Consider the following 19787-nt stretch of genomic DNA (forward strand, 5'->3'; position numbering starts at 1 on the left):
ACCAGATGGTATCAGAAACACGCCCACCGATCCGTTTAGATCAGTTTTTAAAACAGCAGGCTGCGGTTGGGACGGGCGGTCATGCCAAAGTCGTCATCCAGGCAGGAGAAGTGACCGTTAACGGAACCGTCGAGACTAGACGACGCAAGCAACTGTCGCCGGGAGATGTGATATCTTACGCCGGCGAACAGTGGTGCGTTGAAGTCACCCAGGACGAGTGATTATTTGAGATTGCTTCGGTGAACGTTGAATAAGCCACCGACCACAATCACACAGAGAAGGAGTGCAAGATAATCTGAAGTTGTTGCGTTGTGCCAGATATCGAGTAAGTAGTAGATCCAGCTATCAATCCAGAGTTCCATGAGAAGTCCTCCGTTTTGACTCGCAACAAAATGCGGTATGGAAATTCTACACCCTATTCGGCGGTATGTCGGATTGACACGCGAATAACGCATCCAGCAACTTCGATGGTTGTCTTTTAGAAACGGGGCGTCTGTTTTAGCCACTCAATCTTTTCTGCGCTCTCCGTCAGATCCGGATCGTGGGGAGTAAGTTTTCGCAGCTGTAATAATGTTTCTTCTGCCTCAGGAATCAGGGCATAAAACAGCTGATGTTTGAGAAGTAACTTCAGCAGCTGTGCCTCGTTGGGCAGGCATGTATTCGCCCGTTCAACGAGAGACAAAGCTTTCCCGGGAACGCCCATGTCTTCATAAAACTGAGCGAGAGTTGCTAATTCCTGCAGTATCACGGTTGTCTGTTGTCTGTTTTTTTCATCACGATTCTTTTCCCGGTTATTTAGAAAAATTTCTACTTGTTCCTCCAGTTCCAGCATATCTAACAGCTGGCGGGCTTCGGGATTTCCGGATTGGAACGCCAGGTTCAGTTGTGCCAATGCCTCCATTTTACGCCCTTCAGCGAGATAGACTTTGGCCAATAATGTCTGCAATTCTGACGGATGATTCTGGTAGGAAGCCGGTTTGTTCAAGGTCTCGCTGAGAATTTGTTCCGCCTTCTGAATGTGCGACAAACGTAGATATGTTTTCGCCAGCTTGAGATCTTTGTTCTCAATGGCCTCTCCTGAAGGCTGTGTCTCGCTGGCGGGCTGGTAGCTGGCCTGTAATGTTTCCTGGGCAAGATTGATTCCTTGTACCAGATCACGGCGGAGCATTTTTTGATCGGGCATGGAGAAGGCCCGCTCAAACTCACGGATGGCTTTCTGGTAGCGTTTCGTTTTAATGTAAGACCAGGCCAGCAGGTTGGTCAGTCGGACGTCTTCAATCTTCTGGCCCTGCAACTTTTCTACATATTCAATCAGTTCGGCATAGTGACCGGCTTCAAACAGCTGTTGTGTGAAGGCGACTTGGAATGAAAGACGATGTGGAAATCGTTCGATGGCATTTCTGGCGATCTTCAGCGAATCGTCGGCATTCCAGTACTCCTCGCGAATCGTGCCCGTTCTGTTGGGGGCCAGTTTCAGAATCATCACACCCTGTTCGTCATACACGGGCGTCATCCGATAAACGAGGTCCTGGTCCAGTAGATGCCAAGGAAAAGCAGAGACGGTGTCGCGACTGAAGGTGACCAGATAATTGGCCGAGAAGTCCTCGATCATCTGGTGCAGCTTTTCTGCATTGGTCGTCTCAAAAAAGTTCAGGCGCTGATAGCGCTGTCCGGTGGTGGCAATATCAGCGCGGCGTGTGATCAGGCGGCTGTCCGGGAGGGTATGCTGTTTGATCCACTCGCCGGCGGCGTTCCAGTTACTGAATTGATTTGGAGGGAGCTGATCCGTATAGAACTGATTCGACTGCGAGATCATTTTCAAATTGGCACCGATGAGAGACGCATCGGTTCTGATTTGCCAGCCGCAGAACAGCAGTAACAGAATGGAGAACAGGGCCAAGGACACCTTCTGTGTCATTGGTCGGGCGACTTCGATATGTCGCACAAATGCATTCCAACCAGCGGGAATGAAGGCCAGGACCACGGGAATGAGCGGCAGGGTAAACCGCTGTTGCATCCACGGCCAGAGCGAGAGGATTCCCAGACTGAAAATAAGATACAACAAAGCGACGGTTCCCCCTTGTTGTCTGTGTTTGAGCATTCCGTAACAGGACAATACGAGGACCAGCGCTCCCATTGCGAGATAGATCCAGGTGGGGCCGGGAAGAAAGGCGTTTTCGTCTAGAATCATGCGGGCATAGCGGGGTGTTGAGCCGGGCATGTCCGGGAAGAGTTTCTGGCAGAAACTTGTGAAGTGAGTGGTACATCTTTGAATGATGCTCAACAACGTAGCGACGATTCCCTGTGATTGCAGCTCTTTCAAAGCGACGGATGCATAACCACTGTGCTCCAACGCGGAATTTCGAACCATCCAGATGCCTGTCGTCAGAAGAGAGCAGGCGACGCCTGTTAACCAGGGCCAGCGTTGACGACGCAGCACGGCCCAGCATCCAACGGCCAGCACCAAAGCGATGCCGATTGTCCTCAGAAAGGGGAGGAAAACCAGAAGCCCGGTGAACAGCAATAGATCTGTTTTGCTGGCACGATCCTGTCGAACGGCCAGCAGATAGAGAATTGCCAGCGAACAGGCCATGAACGGAATTTCGCTCATAACAATGGTCGAGAAAAACAGGGTATAGGGATTGATGGCAAACAGAAAGGCAATCAAAAACGCAGGCCAGTAGAAGTGCCCGGATAGCCTGGGATCAGCTTCTGACGTTGGGTCTTGTAAACGCATTATGAACAGATAAAGGAACGTAATCAGGGCCAGAGCAGAGAGCAAGACCGTCGCTTTGGCAAGCAATACGTTGTATGGCGCAATCAGCGCCGCTGGAGACAGCAGTAGCGACATGCCGGGGGGACGATGTGCATAGAGAGGTTCTCCCGGCGTATCAATGAGCCGATATCCCGCACCGCCGACAAGTGATTTCGCCATCATGACATAGCGGGCACTGTCGGGTGTGAAAAAATAGAGCTGGTTCCAGCGGGCTACAGCCAGACTCGAAAAGATGACCAGCAAGGCGATAAGGCCTGTTTTGGGGGATCGAATCAGAGATGGCAAAGTAGATTTCATGAACCGGACCGACGCTTTTAAGGCTGTGTAAAGATGGAAGAGTTCTGCAGAAGGAGAGAGAATTGCAAATCTTATTCCTGCTGATGAAATATCGCGGGAGTCGTTGGAAGTTAGTTCCGTATGCAGGAGGCTAGGATGATGCTGCAGATTGTAGAGGTTTCAGATAGACTAGCAGGGCTGATTTCAGCGGAATGTGCTCTTTTCTGTCGTAGATTCGATTTTGGAAATGATGCCGAAATACAACGTTGTTGATTTTCGGAAACAAAGGGGAATGCCTGTTCTCATCTGTCTGCCGTTGCATTTTGATGCCAATTGTTTCACAATTCGTTGCGCGCGGCTCGACGTATATTTTTAATGAAACGAATCGATGGTTCCAGGGATGAATCATTTTAAGAAACTATTTCAAGTCAGGTGTTTATCATGGATGGCAGTAAGTTCCCCTCTTTAAATCAGGCTCCAGAAACGATTGAGGAAACCGAACAGTTGGTTTCTTTTCTGGAAGCACAGAATACCTTTTCGTTTCCTGCCTTGGAAAACGGTTTGTTTCCGGCAGCAATCGCTCATGAATCGACGGGTTATCAGAGTATCTGGGTTCGTGATAATATTCATGTTGCGCATGCTTTGAATGCCGTCGGAAAAATTGAGCCGGCCTGCAAAGCAGCAGCTACATTGACCGATTACTTCATCAAACACAGAGATCGATTCGATAACATCATTTCCGGAAAACATAACGCAACGGAAGTGATGAAACGCCCCCACATCCGCTTTGACGGGAATACGCTGGGGGAAATCGATGAAAAGTGGGCGCATGCCCAAAATGATGCGCTGGGTTATTATCTCTGGTTTTACAGTCTGTTGGCATTACAGGGGAAATTGACGCCCACGCATGATTCCATCGAGTTACTGGCGGCCTTTGTGCATTATTTCGAGAAGATCCGTTTCTGGGAAGATGCAGACAGCGGTCACTGGGAAGAGGCACGCAAGGTCGAGGCGTCGAGCATTGGTACTGTTGTCAGTGGATTACTGACTTTGAAACAGTATCTTGATCAAAGTCAGAACTGGAGCCAGCTTAAGTATGGGAAAAAACTGGTTGCTTCCGAGATGGTCGATGAGTTAATCCAACAGGGGCAAATGACGCTGTCAGAAATTCTACCTGCTGAGAGTATTCAAGCCGATCCTTTGTTGGCGCGAAAATACGATGGCGCGCTGTTATTCCTGATTTATCCACTGGGACTGGTACAGGGTGAGATGGCCGAGAGGATTCTCGAAGATGTCCGAACACACCTGATGGGCGATTATGGCATCCGTCGTTATCTGGGGGATTCATACTGGTGTGCCGACTATAAAGATATGCTCAGCGAAGATGACCGGACGAGCGATTTCAGCGAAGATCAGGCCAGCCGGGATAAGCTGTTAAAACCGGGGCAGGAAGCACAGTGGTGCATTTTCGATTCGATTATGTCTGTGATCTACGGACAACGATTTCTGGATTCAGATAAGTCAGACGATTTTGAAAAACAGCGTTTTCATCTGGAGCGTTCGTTGAATCAGTTGACAACTGAGGAATGCCGCTTTGGTCCTTATCTCTGTCCGGAGTCGTACTTCCTCGAAAAAGGGAAATACATTCCCAACGATATTACGCCGTTATTATGGACTCAGGGTAATTTGATGATGGCGTTGCACCAGTGGAAACAGACGGTTAATGAGCGTCGTTGAGTGTTTCTCGGTTTGATTCCTGCAGCAGCAACTGATCAATCAGACTGCGATATGCGGACAGATCCTGGCTCGTGAGTGCTGCGGCTGCCTGATGCAACAAGTCAATCTGCCGTTTGGTAACAGGGACCGCTGTTGCTTCGGGAGGAACTTCCGGGATCAGTCGTTTCACCAGCGTCTCTAACAGGGCTTCGATGCCAGCTTTTGTTTTGGATGAAACTGGAATTGCCTGCTCGGGGAGCCGCTCATCCCAGCGTTGCGGGAGATCAGTTTTATGGGCGACCACGATGGAATCGTTCCATTGGGAGAGCAGTCGCTGATCGTCCGGATGTGCCGGCTGGCTGGTGTCAATCAGGATCACTCGACAGTCAGCCTGGCTGAGGGTTTGTTCGGCTCGCTGGATGCCTGCTGCTTCCAATTCATCGGCTTGTTCGCGGATGCCTGCGGTATCGGAGAATTGAAAAGGCCAGCCTTCAATGGCTGTGGTTGCGGTCAGGACATCGCGGGTTGTGCCTGCTTCATCGAACACGATTGAGCGGTCGTATCCCAGGATCGCGTTGATCAGACTCGATTTGCCCACATTCGGTCGTCCTGCCAGTACCACTCGCCAGGGAGCCGTTAAATGCAGACCCAGGTGTTCCCAGCGGAGCAGGTTTTGAATTTGCGTTTGAAATAATTCCGCATCGAAGTCTGCTGTTTCGTCTGGAATGAGCATTTCGAAAGCGGTGCGTAAGATCCCCTGTGACTGGCGTAACAAAATTTCAGCAGCGCGGAAAGTCGTGGCGGAAGTCAGTGTTGTCTGCAATTCCACTTCCAGTGCAGGCTCTGTCTGACAGGCTAACTCCTGCCAGGATCGAATTTCGCAGCCTTGTGCGTCCAGGTCGGTCAGAATGCGTTCAACGGCCGCCATGCCGCCGTGACAGTGAATGTCGACCGTCTCATTTTCAATGCGGCAGAGTACCAGATCTTCGCTGTTGGTCTGTCCCCAGAGTCCATACGCAATCCGATTGAGGGGTTGTTCTGTTAACGATTTTCTATTAACGGGCGAGAAGCAACCATCAATGGCACGAGTCAACGCGGGAAGTGTACCATGAACGCGAATGGTAGCGACGGCGCCTCTACCGCGGGGCGTTAACAGCGCGGCGGTGCAAGCGTACTGTGAATTGATTGGGGGAGGGTTTGACATGCCGGTTACTGATTCCCGCTGATTTTTTGTGCCACTAATGCCAGTCCCTGTAACGAGAGTAAAGGCTCAAACTGGACGAATTCGATCAGGTGCGGTGCCAACAGGGCCGAACCGCCGCCCGTTAATAAGACGAGGGGATGAACTTGGCTGGCATTTGGCAGCGATTGCTGCTGAAGCTGGTTGACGAGTTCACGTACCGCGCCCAGTTGTCCCCAGAAGAGTCCGCTACGAATCGCGTCGGTGGTGTTTTTTCCCAGCACAATCGGTTCTGTTTGATGTAGATCATCGACGGGGATCAAGGGGAGTAAAGCTGTGTAGTCATTCAGTGCTTTGGCAGAGAGTTCAAAGCCCGGCAGAATCGCACCGCCGGCAAAACTGCCATCGGATGCCACAACGTCTACCGTAGTTGCGGTTCCCGTATCAATGATAATGGCGGCCTGATCGGCTTTGCGCAGTACATTTGCAGCGACTGCATTCAGCAGACGGTCAATGCCGACTTTACGTGGTTCAGCGACGCAAATTTCCAGGGGAAAGCTGTCTGTGTTGAGAACTTCGATGGGGACGGGCAAATTTCCTTGCGGCCAGTTTTTTACAACCCGTGCGATGCCGCGCGGATTGGAACCGGCGACCACCGTCTGGCACAATAATTCCTGTTGTCCCTGAAACCAGGCTTTGATTTGCTCCCAAGGGAGTGTGCCATCGATCAAAGTGGAAATGGAATGCACAACCTGAGGCAGGGGGCTGCTCTCTTCCGCGGGAACTTCGGTCTTGAGTAAGACAAATTTGATCCGGCTATTTCCGACATCAATGGCCAATTGTAGAAATGGTTGTGACATGCTAAATTCTTTGAAACTTACAGCGAATGCGTTGCCGCTTGATTTTAAAACAGCGTCCGATCATTGTTGTCTTCATCTTCATTCTTTTTTGAACTGCTTTTACGCCGTCCGGTTTTGGAAGGACCTTTGGTTTCAATGGAAGCGGTCGCGTCAAAGTCTTCCAGGACCGGGTTTCCCTCCGCGTCTACACGGGTCAGGATTTCGATTTTCTGTTCGGCTGATTCGAGAGACTGATAGCAGGATCTTAACAGTTTGATGCCCCGCTCGAACTGTTCCATTGATTCGTCAAGACCGGCTGTCCCTTCTTCGAGGGTATTAACGATCTCCTGCAATTCTGCCAGTGAGTCCTCAAACAGAGGTGTTTCCGATTTTGCTGTTTTTTTCTTTGCCATGTGATCAGGTCTTATTCAATGAGAGTTTGCTGCTGGTTGAAAAATAGTGGTGGCTTACTTGCTTGTCTTTGATTCCGGTTCTGTTTCCTGAACCTGGCTGGTGATGGTACCATCAGGCACATGCGTTTGCAGAATATCACCGGGGTTGATCTGTTGAATCGATTTGACGATTTCAGTTTCTTGTTTTCCGGTTTCGACGCGTGTGATGCTATATCCGCGACTTAATACCTTCAGAGGGCTGAGTGCATCCAGTGCGGATGAAAGATGTTTTGTTTCCGATTGATATCGTGAGAGGAGTTCGCGTGTGCTGCGTTTCAGTCTGCGGTCCAGTTCGTCCAGTTGTGTAGCGCGATTGTGAATCAGATCCAATGGTCGTGTCAGTGCCGGTCGGGCTGCCAGTGCATCCAGTTGCAGGCGAACCTGCCGGGCACGCTGTTTTAAGTTTGAGACTAACTGGCCTTTCCAGTGAGTCAATGTTGCCAGTACGTCCGACTGCAGGGGAACTGCCAGTTCAGCCGCTTCACTGGGAGTGAGCGCACGACGGTCTGCGACAAGATCAGAGATGCTGATATCAATTTCGTGGCCGACAGCACTGATGATGGGGATCGGGCAATCAAAAATTGCGCGGGCGACGACTTCTTCATTAAACGCCCAGAGATCTTCCAGACTGCCGCCACCACGTCCGGTGATAATGGTATCCACGCCAGGAATTCGGGCCGCGATTTCAATTCCGGCGGCGATTTTTTCTGCTGCGCCTTCTCCTTGTACGGCGACAGGGACGATGACCAGGTCGACGGCCTTCCAGCGGCGTGTGATGACTTGCAGCATATCACGGACGGCGGCACTGGTCGGGCTGGTGACCAGCGCGATCTTACGGGGAAATTGAGAAATGGGGCGTTTGTGTTCGGGGTTGAACAGCCCTTCTGCGGCCAGTTTTTCCTGCATTTGGCGAAACGCCAGTTCGAGCGCGCCGACTCCCTGTGGCAGGAGTTGTTCGATGTTCAACTGGTAGGTGCCGCGTGCCTGGTAGACTTCGACTGGCCCTGCTGCGACGACTTCCATGCCGTCTTCGAGTTGAAACTTCAGCCGTGAAGCCGTTCGTTTCCAGATCACGGCGCGGAGCTGGGCGGAATCATCTTTCAACGTCAGATAGACGTGCCCCGAACTGGCGATTGTGCAGTTCGAAATTTCGCCGATGACCCAGGCATACGGAAAATTGGCTTCGACCAGGTTTTTAATCTGACGCGTGGTTTCCGTGACAGACAGGATTTCGGGTTCCAGAGATGACATGAGCTCACTTTAATTGCTGGTTAACGGCTGAAATCAGGGGAGCAGTGAATTCAGATATGAGATGCCCCGCTGGCAATCTTCGAGTCGCTGATCACCTTGTGTACGATCGACGGCAAGCCAGCCTTGATAGCCGGTTTCCATTACAAGCGGAAGAAACTGGTCCCACATGACCATGCCTTGCCCGATCGGAGCTTCCGAGCCACCTCGGTCCATTTCTCGAATGGCATCCCGCAATCGATAGGACTTGATCCACGTATGAAGTTCGCGAATGGCTGTTTCCTGGTTCTGGTGACTGAACACCATGTCCGCAGTATCAAAATCAATCCCGATAAATCCCGCATCAACCTTTGAAACTAATTCGCGAATTGTCGATGCCGAATTGGTTTCACAGGCGATACACAGGTCTGTTCCGATGTGTGAAGCAAATCGCACCAGGTCATTCAGGACCTCACAGACGAGAAGGAAATTTCCTCCCTCCTCGGTCTGAATCTGTCCCGGATGAATAATCAGTATCGGCACTCGCAATCGCCAGGCGAACTCAAGAGCTGCTTTAATTTGTGAGACTCTCTGGTCGATAAATTCAGGCTCGGTTAACGCATGGCGGGCGGGGAGTCGCAGGGAAGCAATCGCAAGATTGTATTCTTCCAAAAGTTTGCGGAACTGGCGATCGCCGGACGCACCGAATGAAGAGGGGGTAATTTCATTTTGTACATCCAGCTGTACCCCGCGCGCTCCGATCTGGGCGGCTGTTTTGATTGCTCGTTTGATCGGCAATCCAAAGCTACGGGTGGCGACAGCGAGTTTAGGTCGTAACATTCGTTTCCTTACAGGGCATTTCTACCTGAAATTTTAATTGAGTGGAATAATTGCGGTAATTCGATCAATTGGCAAAGTTTATCTAACCGTTTGTGAAAAGAGAATGATATCTCGGTATGAATAGAAAAGGATTGGAAAAACAGGGTTTTTCGTCCAGTTCCCAATTGAGATTCGATCAAAAAATGGACGATCTTTAAGTACAGGAATTATCATTTTCAGGAAAAGTCCATGATACTGTCATCGTTTCTCACCTGCTACCTTGCTGTACTGGCTAGTTTACCCATTGAGGGTCATCTGGTGGAAGATACGCTGCCGATCTTGTCCTATTCATTCGAAACGAAACAGGATCTCGACTTTGACGATCTACCGGATGACTGGTCGCGTCGCAAAGGTCCTGGTTATCCTCAGTATGTTGAAGTGAGCATCGACAGAAACCAGGGACGTAGTGGTCAGCAAAGCCTGCATATCGGAGTGAATGGAGGGCACGCTACGATCTATTCTCCGCCTGAGAAGATTGATTCCGATCATGCTTATGTCTTTCGGGGATTCATTAAAACTCAAAAATTAAGACACGACGCAGCTCTGATTTCCATTTCATTTCTGGATCACAAACGGCAGCGCGTTCAGCAGTTTGTGAGTCGTCCTGTTACAGGAACTCATAAAGGCTGGGTAGAAGTGGCTCTGGGACCAATGACCCCCAAGCCGAATGTTCGTTTCATTGTGATTGGTTGTCATGTTGCGCATAACAACCAGAAAGATATCTCCGGTGATATCTGGTTTGATGATCTTTGGGTTGGCAGTCTGCCGCAATTGGACATCCTGAATAATTACCATCGCCATTTTGTTGATCATTCAGCAGAAATTCGCGTCAGCAGTCGTATTAGTGGACTGAATCCCCAGAACAAGTATCGACTTGATCTGGAACTTGTTGACAGTATGGACCAGAAAGTGGCTGACTCTTCGCTGGAGTTAATGACGAATCCGGAAGATGTGAAAGGGGTAGCCAACAGTCGTTTGCTGGACGGGAATAACCATACCGAAGTCTGGCGTCTGCACCCGATGGAATATGGTTTCTATGAAGTAAGATCAAAATTAGTGCGCGATAAGAAATCGATCCTGGCAAAGAAAACGTCGTTCGCGGTGATTGATCTGGTGACTCCCAGAAGCCAGGGAGAGTTTGGTTGGACGATCTCACAGGAAAATAATCAGCTGCCGATCAATGAATTACCCGACATTGCCGCACAGGCGGGGATCAACTGGATTAAGTTTCCTTTGTGGAATGTCATGGCGTCGGAAGATACTCAGCGTCCCAGCCGTGTTGCCGAGATGCTGGATGCTTTTTCAAATAGAAGCATTACGCCGATTGGACTGCTGAACCATCCTCCCAAAGAACTGCGATCTCAGTTTGCGAAAGACTGGCAGGGAGTCAGCGGGATCTTTACCATGCCTGCCAGTTTCTGGTCGCCTTCACTGGAAGAAGTATTTGCCCGCTATACATCGCTGGTCAATTACTGGCAACTGGGGGGGGATGATGACAAGAGTTTTATCGGGATGCGGAATCTGAATAATACTTTGAAAAATGTGAAATCGCAGCTTGATCTCATCGGACGGGATACGCATGTGGGAATCCATTGGGACTGGAAGACGCCTCTGCCTAAAAATACGATGCCCAACAGTTTTCTGTCGATCAATAATGATCAACGGCTTTCAGCTTCAGAGTTGCGAAGTGTTTTACAGAAGACCGATGTTTCACCGGGGGCCAGCCCGCGGTGGATCACGATCACGCCGCTCCCCAAAGAAAATTACTTACCCGAAGAGCGGGGAATTGATCTGGCAAAACGTATGGTGACCGCAAAATATATGGGCGCGGATGGTATTTTTGCTGACTCGATTTTCGATGAGCAACATGGCCTGCTCAATCAAAATGGCTCGCCAACCCTGCTGTTTCTTCCCTGGAGAACGGTGGCATTGGCGCTTCAGGGGGCAAAATACCAGGGGGCGTTTAATATGCCTCAAAAGAGTACCAATCATGTATTTACGCGAGATGACGAGGCGATCATCTTTGCCTGGAATGATGAACCAACCGAAGAAATACTCTACCTGGGTGAAGATGTATATGCGACCGATGTCTGGGGCAGAAGAATTGATCTGGAACGCGATCCTGAAACACGACGTCATAAACTTTCGGTGGGGCCTGCCCCTGTGATTGTTCGAAAGTGTAATAAGCAAATTGCTTACTGGCGGCTGGCAGCCCAATTTGAAAAGGGGAAATCAAAGAGTGAGTACGGAGGTCATGCGGATGCTCTCATTGGCAAGAACACATTCTCACAAAGTGTCCGCGGAAAAGCAGTGTTCAACGTTCCCAAGGGCTGGGAAGTGGAGCCACAGGAATGGGAATTTAATACGGGCACGGGTGAAGAGTATCGATTAGAAACATTTATGACACTGCCTTCCAATGCAAGTCTGGGTAAGAAAGATGTCTCGATCGATTTCGAAATCTTTGCAGAACGTAAGTATTCGATTCGCGTAAACAGGCCGTATCACGTAGGATTGGGGGATATTGTTGTGAACGTGATCGATAAGAAAATTGAAGGCAATGTGCTGGAAGTGGAACAGATCATTGTGAATAATACCTCGCCACTTGAAACTCTGCAGTTTCGTTGCAGCCTGTTTATTCCCAGCATGAAACGGATGCAACGTTTTATCACCGAGCTTAAAAATGGCCAGGATCGCAAACTGTACTACATACCGAACGCAGATTCGTTAAAAGGAAAAGAGCTTTGGATTCGTGCGGAGCAGGTGAATGGCCGACGGATTTTGAATTATCGCTGGGTTGTTGGTGAGAGCTGGCAGAATCAGACTCCGACTCCGCAGCAAGAAATCAAAGTCGAAAAGCCGATCATTCGTTGAGGTGTCGTGACCTCCGCGCGGCTGAACTCAGGCGGCGCTGAGATCTTCATTTTCCGTGTCGTCAGTCTCTTTGGGGGTGTCAGCAGACGCTTCTTTCACGGAATCTGATTCCAATGCAATTTCATCTTCTGGAGTTACTGCTTCCACTTCGGTTTCTGATTCAGTCTTCTCAGCTTGTTTTTTCTGTTCGGGTCGAATGCGCAGCGTATCCCCCATGGGTAAGTCGTCCAGATTTTTCAGGCCGAAAATCTCCAGGAATTTTCGTGTCGATTCGTAGAGAAATGGACGTCCCAGTGAGTCATCTTTGCCCCCAATTCTGACCAGGCCACGTTCCATTAGCTGTTTGAGCATTTCAGCGCTCTGGACACCGCGGATCGATTCGATGTCGGCCCGGGTGATTGGTTGACGATAAACCACAATGGCCAATGTTTCCATTGCCGGGGAAGAGAGTTTGAGTGCTGCCTGCCTCTGGTGAAGTTTGTTCAACCAGAATGAAAACTGTGGTTGTGTCATCATCTGATAACCGGTGGCGACACGTTTGATTTGAAATGCCGAGTTGGTTGCAGTCAGGGCATGATTAATCTGATCAATCATTTCCTTTGCCTCGGCCGCATTCGCCAATGTTGCCAATTGAGCAATTTTTCGTGTGGAGAGTGCCGTTTCAGCGACAAACAATACTGCTTCCACTTTCGCCATTTTCAGGCTGCGTCTGGTGTTGACTTCCTGATCGGAGGCAAATTGCAATTGATCTCCCTGCTGCAGACGCGTCAGGAAATTCCAGCGGAATGCGTCCGACTGTGAGAGGGAGAAAGAAGAGTGTCGGATGCCAAAGGAAGTTCTTTGCTGGCAGTTCAAAGGGGAAGGACTGGAAAGCATGCGTGGTTTACCGAACCGTAAAGTTTTGAGTGTAGGTTGCTACTTTCTGGCTGATTTCGTCTTCCACGGTCAATTTCATAACGTGGGGGCCTAGTGAGATATTTCGGGGTATCTCAAATTTGTAACTGTGAAAATAATCTTTGCGTACATTTCGGCAGAGATCTTCAGTTGTGTCAAAAGGGATTTCTGCGATGAGATCTCCGTTGGTTCCTGCTTTGAAGATTTGAATTTTGGATTTCAACAGCGTGCGATACATGCCATCGGCAGTCAGTTCGCTGGTGAAATTCTCAATTTCTGAGTAAACCAGCACCGGGCGACCGGGCGTATATTCATCACGTTCAAAACGCTCATAGCTTCCAAAACTATTAATCTTGTGGCAGAAGGCGACATTTTTCAGTTTCAGATTAGCTTTTTCCTGCAGGCGGGCAGTGGCCTCTCTTAGTTGCGCGACAGTTTGCGTCGCCCGGTCAGCCGGATCCGGAATGGCTTCGCTATCAAAATAGTTTGCGACCGCCCAGAAGGTCTGCTGCCAGAATTCCTGGTCGGCGGGTTCGATTCCAGGAATCGCTTCCAATGCGCGTTCGTGCTGCCCTGCCATCAGGTACAACATTCGCAGGTAAACGTGCCGTTCAATAAAGTGTTGTTTTTCTTCGGGAGTCGATCCGGTTTGTAATTGAGCGAGTTCTGCTTCAGCCATTGATATGAGTTGGCTCAGTTGAGCGGCAGAAGTGCCAGCCGATAGTTCGGCCGGGTTCATGGTCGAGGCCGGATTCAGTTCCGCTGGTTCCTGAACGGAGGGCTGCATTTGTGTCGCTGCTGTTGCGATTGGTTGTGGGGTACCTTCCTGTGATCCAATGATCGCTGTACTTGTGCGGGAAATACCGTTTTGCAGTGCAGAAGTGCCTTGCTGGAATGCCGAAGAGAGTTTTGTCTTTAATGTTCCCACAACAGGAATATGATTCAGCCCTTTACTGATGGTTTCAGATCTGGAGTAGGCCTGTTGCTGCGTCGGGTTAATGACGGGCAATCCTGCATTTGTGTTATTCGGTCCGATTGCTTCCAGGTTACCCAGTCTGACGGGATTAGATGCGGAGTTCATTTGTGGATTGTCAGGCGGTAACTGTCCAGGAGGAGTTACTTGTTGAACACTGGTTTGAACGACGGGTGAGGGGGCATCTCCTGGTTGAGTATGTCCCAGGCCGGGGAGGATCATGGAGGAAATCGTTGCGGGTTGTTTATGTTCTGCCAGTTGGGTTTCCTGCTTCTGCTGCTCCAAGCTGTTCATGATTCGCCGCGTTCGAAGAATATTCCGGATCATTTCCGGATCCACTCCTTTAAAACTGCTCAGATATTGAGCGCGTTCCTGAGGAGTTGCGTCTTTGAGTTCCTCGTTGATATAAGCCAGCAGTTCGACATTGTGTGTTGTCACCTTACCTGTTTTGGCTTTGACCTCATTATTTTTCTTTGCAGGCGGGGCGTCGTTGCTGGTTGAGGTTTTCTCTACTGCAACGACTGCCGCTGCTTCGTCGGTGGTTTTCTTTGCTGAAGCTTTGGATCTTCCCCAATTCCAGGGCGCAGTGGGAGCTCTCCAGGCCATTGTTTTCTGACCTGATGTGGAAGTACATCCGCTTATCAAAATTAAAATTAGAACAGCAGGCAGTACCGTGCTGAGCCGGAATTGTTTCATTACGTTGCCCGGATCATTGGGGTAAAGGGCTCAATAAATAAGGACACGTTACAGGTGCCGCGGTCATTGATTGGGTTAAGGGGATGCATGAATCTGAACAAGACTGAGCCATGCATAAAAAAGTGATGTGATAGGAGAGTGAGTTTTTTATGAAAAATCGCAAAATGAATCAAGATCGATTCAAGCGATCCGTGATTTGAACCGCAGAAGGGAGGGATGTTTGTTGCTTTCTTGTATAGATTACAGGCTGGGTTTCTCTTAAGTGATTATATTTAATATGTTTACGCAATTTGTTTTCAGGTAGGTCAGTCCCCGGATTCTTTCCTGGAGTTCACATTTGATGTGACTCCAAAAAAGTTACCCCCTTTTAATTTCATATCATCTGTGCCCCAGGCAATCTTTTTATTCTGTTTGGCCAACAGGGGAATGTGCTTTGAGCAGTGGATATAAGCCTCTTCCACTTCCACCATTACCCAGCGTTCAGGCTTTTTCCCATCATCGGTAAAGATGTCGTCTTTAATTTCTTGTGGGGTGTTATCCGACTGCAGGAATTCCTCGTTTTCGACGATGGATGCTTTCCCATTGATGTGCAAGCCAATGGTGGCTTTGAAGAAATCGAGAAACATCAAACCGATGTGTGGGTTTTCTGAAATGTTACCGAGAGAGGCGAGTACGCCGTTGCCTCGGTATTCGGGGTAGGCAAGTTGTTTCTCATTCAGAATACGCACAAAGCCGGGGCTGCCGGCGCGAAATGAGCTATCGCATTCGCCTTTTGAATCGGAGGTGGCGATAAACAGCAGTTCCTGTTCCCGGATATATTCCTGCATCCGAGGGTTCAGATAGTCGATCATCTGCCGATCGTAGAAACTGTTAGCACGCTTTTCCGTACCGTAACGCTTCTGAAGTTCCCGCTCACCCTCTGAGCCGAAACCGGGTTCTTGATATTCCATTATGTAATCCATACGTTCCTGGTTTGTTACAGAGGCAGATTCGTGTGTGATGTGGCTTTATGGCAATTTCCAGTTACTGTCAAAGAGCTCTGCCCAGACAGTTTCATTATCAGAAGTGCCATCTTTCGATTGCTTGAACTGAATTACGGCGATGTCTCCCAGTTTGGGGAAGAGCCAGGAATTGGAGGCCCGGAAATCTTTTTCATGCATCGTATGTCCGGAGTTGATCACTACATAACGAGCAGGGTTCAACGGATTCGGATAGATCAGAGCGATGCCATGATTTTTTGTATCGTAGCTTTTTCCGTTGACGGTAATCTGGTCTTTGGTCCATTCGATGGGAAGGTCTTCAACGACTTTGGCGATCAAGGCATTCGATCCGGGGTCGCCGAACAGGATCAGGTTTTTGTCAGCAATGATTTTGTCGGTGACTTGCGTGTCATTGATAACAGGAACTTTCGCTCTCAGCCATTTGTCGAATTCTTTTTCAAACAATGTCAGTACTGATTTTGACCAGGAATTGAGTTCAGGTTGCCAGGGAGTGCCCGTGCCTGTGACGCACACAAAGGGGAGCGTAAACGCGTCATCAATTGGTCCTTGCAGGTTGTGTCGTTTTCGCAGGTTCGGATTTTCGATGAAGGTTTTCGAGTCTTCATACTTCAGAACATCCCAGCCGCTGTTGCTTTTCACGTAATAAACCTGGGGCAATAGCCCATTGGCGGCCGACTCTAGTGGAAGCAGTGTACCATCCAGTTCCACTTTGGCAGCAATATTGCGTGCCAGAGACAGAGCAGCAACATTTTCTGTGGTGAGTTGTAGATTGCCTGATTCGTCGTCAATTCCCCCTTCGACGATTGTGGGTTCATACATTTCATCGAGTTCTTCAATCGTCAGCCATTCGCACTCATTGAACTTGGGGGTATACGTGATAAAGCGGATCTGTTTTCTTCCGGGCCAGGCCGGACGTCCCTGTTTTGAATACTCCAGCAGGTCAGCGAGAAAATCCTGATAAGCGGGCATGCGTGATTGATGCGCTGCCTCCGGGCTGATATACAGCGGGATTTCGATATCCCGGTCTTTGGCTTTCTCAACCATGCGTGTGCTGGAGACGAGCTGTTTGTCTTTGCCGCCCCCATAGGTCACAACAGGGACATCGGCGGCATTCAGGGCATAGTCGATCGAATCATAGATACGCAGTGTTTTGTGCTGATAGTGCGGCAGTTTTTCTTTGTAGTTTTGATACTGATAAAAGTCGACAAATCCGGCACCGGGGCCGACGCCGCACCAGAGCGAAGGGTAATGCAGTCCCAGATGCCAGGCGCCTGCGCCTCCCATGGAGAAGCCGCGAAGTGTAATTCGTTTCTTGTCGATCAGGTGACGTTTCTTGACATCATCAATGGCTTCATGCACGTCGACGTCGCCGCTCCATCGCCAGCCATTATCGGTACGGCCGAAGGGATCCAGGTGCAACCAGTCGTGATCTTTGCGAGGTCCTCTGCCATTCGGACGTGTGATAAAAAAGACTTCATTGCGTTTGCCGCCTCGGCCATGCAGTTCTACATGGAGTGGCCAGCGATGGCTGGACTTTTCTTTAAAGTCAGCCGGGAAGGTGAGCGCATAAGGTTGCACCGAGCCATCAATTTTAGAGTAGTAACCGAAGATGACCGTTCCGGTTTGCTGTGTCCATTCCGGTTTGCCGACTTGCAGTTGCTGTGCTCGTTTTTGCCCCGTTTCCAGAATCTGAAATGTATCTTTGACATACTGCGGTTTGTAAAATTCGTTATGTCGCAAAATCCATTCGGCGGCCTTTGCATAAACTTCGACATCTGCCAGAAGCGACTTTTTGATTTTGGGATTCTGCTTGAGGTCCTTGATTTGTTTCTGCAGTTCCTGAAGCTGCTGTTCCAGTTTGGCGCGATCTTCTGGAGCAGGCTCCTGTGCCTGTATCTGTGAAGGATTCGAACAGAGTGAAAGGCCAACGATCAGAGCAACAAGAATCGGGAAACAGAAGAGGCGCTTCATGGTGGAGTCCTGATAATGAATTAGGAGTGTTTCTCAACGAAACAAAACAGCAAATGACTGACGGCCCGAATGGATGGCGGTGATCACACTTAGATCGAGCCGCCTGATCGGGAAACATGAGAGCAGGTGCTAGAGCGCATCACATTTTACTATAGCGTGCCTCAATCTAATATACTTGGTCCAAATAGTTTTGGAGACGCTACAGTAAAACTGGACACAGTCTAGAGCTAGATTATCACGGATGGAAGGGCCAGGCAAGAGGTACGATGATCACGGTGAGGATCCAGACGATCAAAGTCAGTGGGCCGCCGATACGAAGGTAGTCGGCATATTTATACCCACCAGGGCCGAAGACCATCATATTGGTCTGGTAGCCGATCGGGGTGGCGAAGCAGGCTGCTGCCGAGATGATCAGGGTGATCACAAATGGCATGAGATTGACATCGAGTGATGCTGCTGCGGCAACGGTGATGGGAAAAATCAGCGTAGCGGTTGCTTTAGCGGTAATCAGGTTCGTGAAGATCAAGGTGATTAACGACAGAATTGCCAGCACGATCAACGGTTTATTATTTGCCACTCCGATGAAGCTAGATGCAATCAGATCCGCGGCTCCCGAATTTTCGATTGCTTTGCCAATTCCCAGTCCGGCAGCGATGGTAATCAACACGCCCCAGTCAATAGAGCGTTTGGCTTCGGTCGCACTGCAGCATCGCGTGGCCGTCATCAGCCCGGCAGCGACCATGGCGGCGACGATCATTTTAACATTAAAGAAGGCCACCATCACGATCATCGCCAGCAAGATCGTACGGGCAATCCAGGCACGTTCGTGGCGTGGCGGTGTGGAGTCTTCCACCTGACTGACGAGGAAGAATTCGCGGGAATTTCGTTGCTGGTCAATGAAGGAAGGATGCGCTTCGATCAGCAGAGTATCGCCACGCTGGAGTTCAATGTCACCAATTTTTTTGTTGATCCGCTGACCGTTGCGTGCCACGGCGATCACGGCAGCATTATAGTTCGAGCGAAATTTTGCCGTGCGAATGGACATGTTGATGAATCGAAAACTGTCAGAGACAACGGCCTCAATCAGGCAGCGCTCGGAGCGGGGGCCAGACAGTTTAAACAGCTGATCGGTGGCCGGTTTGAGCCCGGGGATTTTCTGCAGGTCAATGACCGATTCCACGACGCCGACAAATACGAGTTGGTCATTGGCGGCAAGGCGTTCATTGGAAGAAACGGCGGCGATCACATTATCCTGCCGATCAATTTCCATCAGGTACATACCCGGAAGATGTCGCAAGCCAGCCTGTTCGATAGTTTTTCCAATGAGCGGGCAGCCTGGTTCGACCACCATTTCGACGGTATATTCTCGCGGGTCATCCATGGGAGTAATCGCCGGTTTTCGTTCCGGAAGTAACCAGCGGGAAAAGACCAACAGGTAAATCAGACCGGCAATCATCACGGGGACGCCGACCCAGGCAATTTCGAACATGGAGAGTCCGGGATGATTGTCGTGCTCTTGCAGTAATCCGTCTACCACCAGCGTGGTACTCGTTCCGACCAGTGTGCATAAGCCGCCAAGAATCGCTGAATAACTTAAAGGGAGCATGAGGTGTGAAACCGAGATCCGCATTTTCTTGGCCCAGTCAGAAATGACGGGCATCATCATCGCGACGACAGGTGTGTTATTGAGGAACGCACTTAAGACTGCCGAGGGGAGCATGACGCGCGACTGGGCATCAGTTAGTGATTTCGGGCGACCGAGCAGCTGTTGACCGGTAAAAGCAAAGCCACCGGTCTGGCGAATCCCCTCACTGACCACAAATAGAAACGCGACTGCGATCAAGCCTTCATTGGCAAAGCCGGCGACGGCATCTTTGGCTTCGACCACATCAGTGATGACCAGAATGGTGAGCCCACCCATGAGAATCGTATCGGCGCCGGCACGTAGAAACGTAAGAGAGCCGATGACTCCTCCCAATACCAGGAACGTTACTACAATTTGCCAGTCCATGTCGGTTCAAAAACTTATAAACAAT

14 protein-coding genes are annotated in these 19787 nt (G+C 49.8%); 3 read left to right on the forward strand and 11 right to left on the reverse strand.

Annotation, left to right across the window (positions count from 1 at the left end; all coding sequences use genetic code 11):
• Positions 1-5 precede the first annotated feature (5 nt).
• Positions 6-221, forward strand: coding sequence for an RNA-binding S4 domain-containing protein (locus tag Enr17x_RS02805; protein WP_145305712.1), 216 nt, complete (start codon positions 6-8; stop codon positions 219-221).
• 257 nt (positions 222-478) lie between these two features.
• Here Enr17x_RS02805 and Enr17x_RS02810 read toward each other — a convergent pair whose 3' ends face one another.
• Entirely contained in the window at positions 479-3061 is a 2583-nt protein-coding gene (locus Enr17x_RS02810; RefSeq protein ID WP_198000936.1) for a hypothetical protein, read from the reverse strand.
• A 432-nt stretch (positions 3062-3493) separates the two neighbouring features.
• Between Enr17x_RS02810 and Enr17x_RS02815 the strand changes: the two genes are divergently transcribed.
• Positions 3494-4789: a glycoside hydrolase family 15 protein gene (locus Enr17x_RS02815; RefSeq protein WP_145305714.1), complete on the forward strand. Its 1296-nt coding sequence runs from the start codon at positions 3494-3496 to the stop codon at positions 4787-4789.
• Here Enr17x_RS02815 and Enr17x_RS02820 read toward each other — a convergent pair.
• From Enr17x_RS02820 to Enr17x_RS02840, 5 genes are read right to left on the reverse strand one after another with little or no spacing between them, the layout of a single operon-like run.
• Positions 4773-5972 (reverse strand): GTPase, encoded by a 1200-nt coding sequence (locus Enr17x_RS02820; protein WP_145305715.1) that lies wholly within the window; start codon positions 5970-5972, stop codon positions 4773-4775. The two genes, Enr17x_RS02815 and Enr17x_RS02820, sit on opposite strands and share 17 nt — an antisense overlap.
• A gap of 5 nt (positions 5973-5977) precedes the next feature.
• A complete protein-coding gene (locus Enr17x_RS02825; RefSeq protein WP_145305716.1) occupies positions 5978-6808 on the reverse strand; it encodes a type III pantothenate kinase in 831 nt (276 codons plus the stop codon).
• 44 nt (positions 6809-6852) lie between these two features.
• Positions 6853-7200, reverse strand: coding sequence for an exodeoxyribonuclease VII small subunit (locus Enr17x_RS02830; protein ID WP_145305717.1), 348 nt, complete (start codon positions 7198-7200; stop codon positions 6853-6855).
• A 54-nt stretch (positions 7201-7254) separates the two neighbouring features.
• A complete protein-coding gene (gene xseA / locus Enr17x_RS02835; RefSeq protein ID WP_145305718.1) occupies positions 7255-8490 on the reverse strand; it encodes an exodeoxyribonuclease VII large subunit in 1236 nt (411 codons plus the stop codon).
• A gap of 33 nt (positions 8491-8523) precedes the next feature.
• Positions 8524-9306, reverse strand: coding sequence for a sugar phosphate isomerase/epimerase family protein (locus Enr17x_RS02840; RefSeq protein WP_145305719.1), 783 nt, complete (start codon positions 9304-9306; stop codon positions 8524-8526).
• Between the two features lie 228 nt (positions 9307-9534).
• Here Enr17x_RS02840 and Enr17x_RS02845 point away from each other — a divergent pair, with 228 nt between their 5' ends.
• The gene (locus Enr17x_RS02845; protein ID WP_145305720.1) at positions 9535-12216 is read left to right on the forward strand and encodes a hypothetical protein; all 2682 of its coding nucleotides are present in this window, start codon (positions 9535-9537) and stop codon (positions 12214-12216) included.
• A gap of 27 nt (positions 12217-12243) precedes the next feature.
• Here Enr17x_RS02845 and scpB read toward each other — a convergent pair whose 3' ends face one another.
• The 5 genes from scpB to Enr17x_RS02870 form a co-directional block, all read right to left on the reverse strand.
• Entirely contained in the window at positions 12244-13092 is an 849-nt protein-coding gene (gene scpB / locus Enr17x_RS02850) for an SMC-Scp complex subunit ScpB (RefSeq protein WP_145305721.1), read from the reverse strand.
• Positions 13093-13099: 7 nt separating this feature from the next.
• The gene (locus Enr17x_RS02855) at positions 13100-14689 is read right to left on the reverse strand and encodes a hypothetical protein (protein WP_145305722.1); all 1590 of its coding nucleotides are present in this window, start codon (positions 14687-14689) and stop codon (positions 13100-13102) included.
• A gap of 395 nt (positions 14690-15084) precedes the next feature.
• On the reverse strand, positions 15085-15729 hold the full coding sequence (locus tag Enr17x_RS02860) for a pyridoxamine 5'-phosphate oxidase family protein (protein WP_145305723.1): 645 nt from the start codon (positions 15727-15729) through the stop codon (positions 15085-15087).
• Positions 15730-15786: 57 nt separating this feature from the next.
• A complete protein-coding gene (locus tag Enr17x_RS02865) occupies positions 15787-17751 on the reverse strand; it encodes a prolyl oligopeptidase family serine peptidase (RefSeq protein ID WP_145305724.1) in 1965 nt (654 codons plus the stop codon).
• A 235-nt stretch (positions 17752-17986) separates the two neighbouring features.
• On the reverse strand, positions 17987-19762 hold the full coding sequence (locus Enr17x_RS02870; protein WP_145305725.1) for an SLC13 family permease: 1776 nt from the start codon (positions 19760-19762) through the stop codon (positions 17987-17989).
• Positions 19763-19787: the final 25 nt, after the last annotated feature.

This window comes from Gimesia fumaroli (genome assembly GCF_007754425.1).
GTDB lineage: Bacteria > Planctomycetota > Planctomycetia > Planctomycetales > Planctomycetaceae > Gimesia > Gimesia fumaroli.

Bases quoted from the DNA above. Each gene is read 5' to 3' on its own strand.
- Enr17x_RS02805 (WP_145305712.1), top strand. From the start codon at position 6: ATGGTATCAGAAACACGCCCACCGATCCGTTTAGATCAGTTTTTAAAA.
- Enr17x_RS02855 (WP_145305722.1), bottom strand. From the start codon at position 14,689: ATGGCCTGGAGAGCTCCCACTGCGCCCTGGAATTGGGGAAGATCCAAA.
- Enr17x_RS02825 (WP_145305716.1), bottom strand. From the start codon at position 6,808: ATGTCACAACCATTTCTACAATTGGCCATTGATGTCGGAAATAGCCGG.
- Enr17x_RS02815 (WP_145305714.1), top strand. From the start codon at position 3,494: ATGGATGGCAGTAAGTTCCCCTCTTTAAATCAGGCTCCAGAAACGATT.
- scpB (WP_145305721.1), bottom strand. From the start codon at position 13,092: ATGCTTTCCAGTCCTTCCCCTTTGAACTGCCAGCAAAGAACTTCCTTT.
- Enr17x_RS02840 (WP_145305719.1), bottom strand. From the start codon at position 9,306: ATGTTACGACCTAAACTCGCTGTCGCCACCCGTAGCTTTGGATTGCCG.
- Enr17x_RS02845 (WP_145305720.1), top strand. From the start codon at position 9,535: ATGATACTGTCATCGTTTCTCACCTGCTACCTTGCTGTACTGGCTAGT.
- Enr17x_RS02865 (WP_145305724.1), bottom strand. From the start codon at position 17,751: ATGAAGCGCCTCTTCTGTTTCCCGATTCTTGTTGCTCTGATCGTTGGC.
- xseA (WP_145305718.1), bottom strand. From the start codon at position 8,490: ATGTCATCTCTGGAACCCGAAATCCTGTCTGTCACGGAAACCACGCGT.
- Enr17x_RS02830 (WP_145305717.1), bottom strand. From the start codon at position 7,200: ATGGCAAAGAAAAAAACAGCAAAATCGGAAACACCTCTGTTTGAGGAC.
- Enr17x_RS02870 (WP_145305725.1), bottom strand. From the start codon at position 19,762: ATGGACTGGCAAATTGTAGTAACGTTCCTGGTATTGGGAGGAGTCATC.
- Enr17x_RS02860 (WP_145305723.1), bottom strand. From the start codon at position 15,729: ATGGAATATCAAGAACCCGGTTTCGGCTCAGAGGGTGAGCGGGAACTT.
- Enr17x_RS02820 (WP_145305715.1), bottom strand. From the start codon at position 5,972: ATGTCAAACCCTCCCCCAATCAATTCACAGTACGCTTGCACCGCCGCG.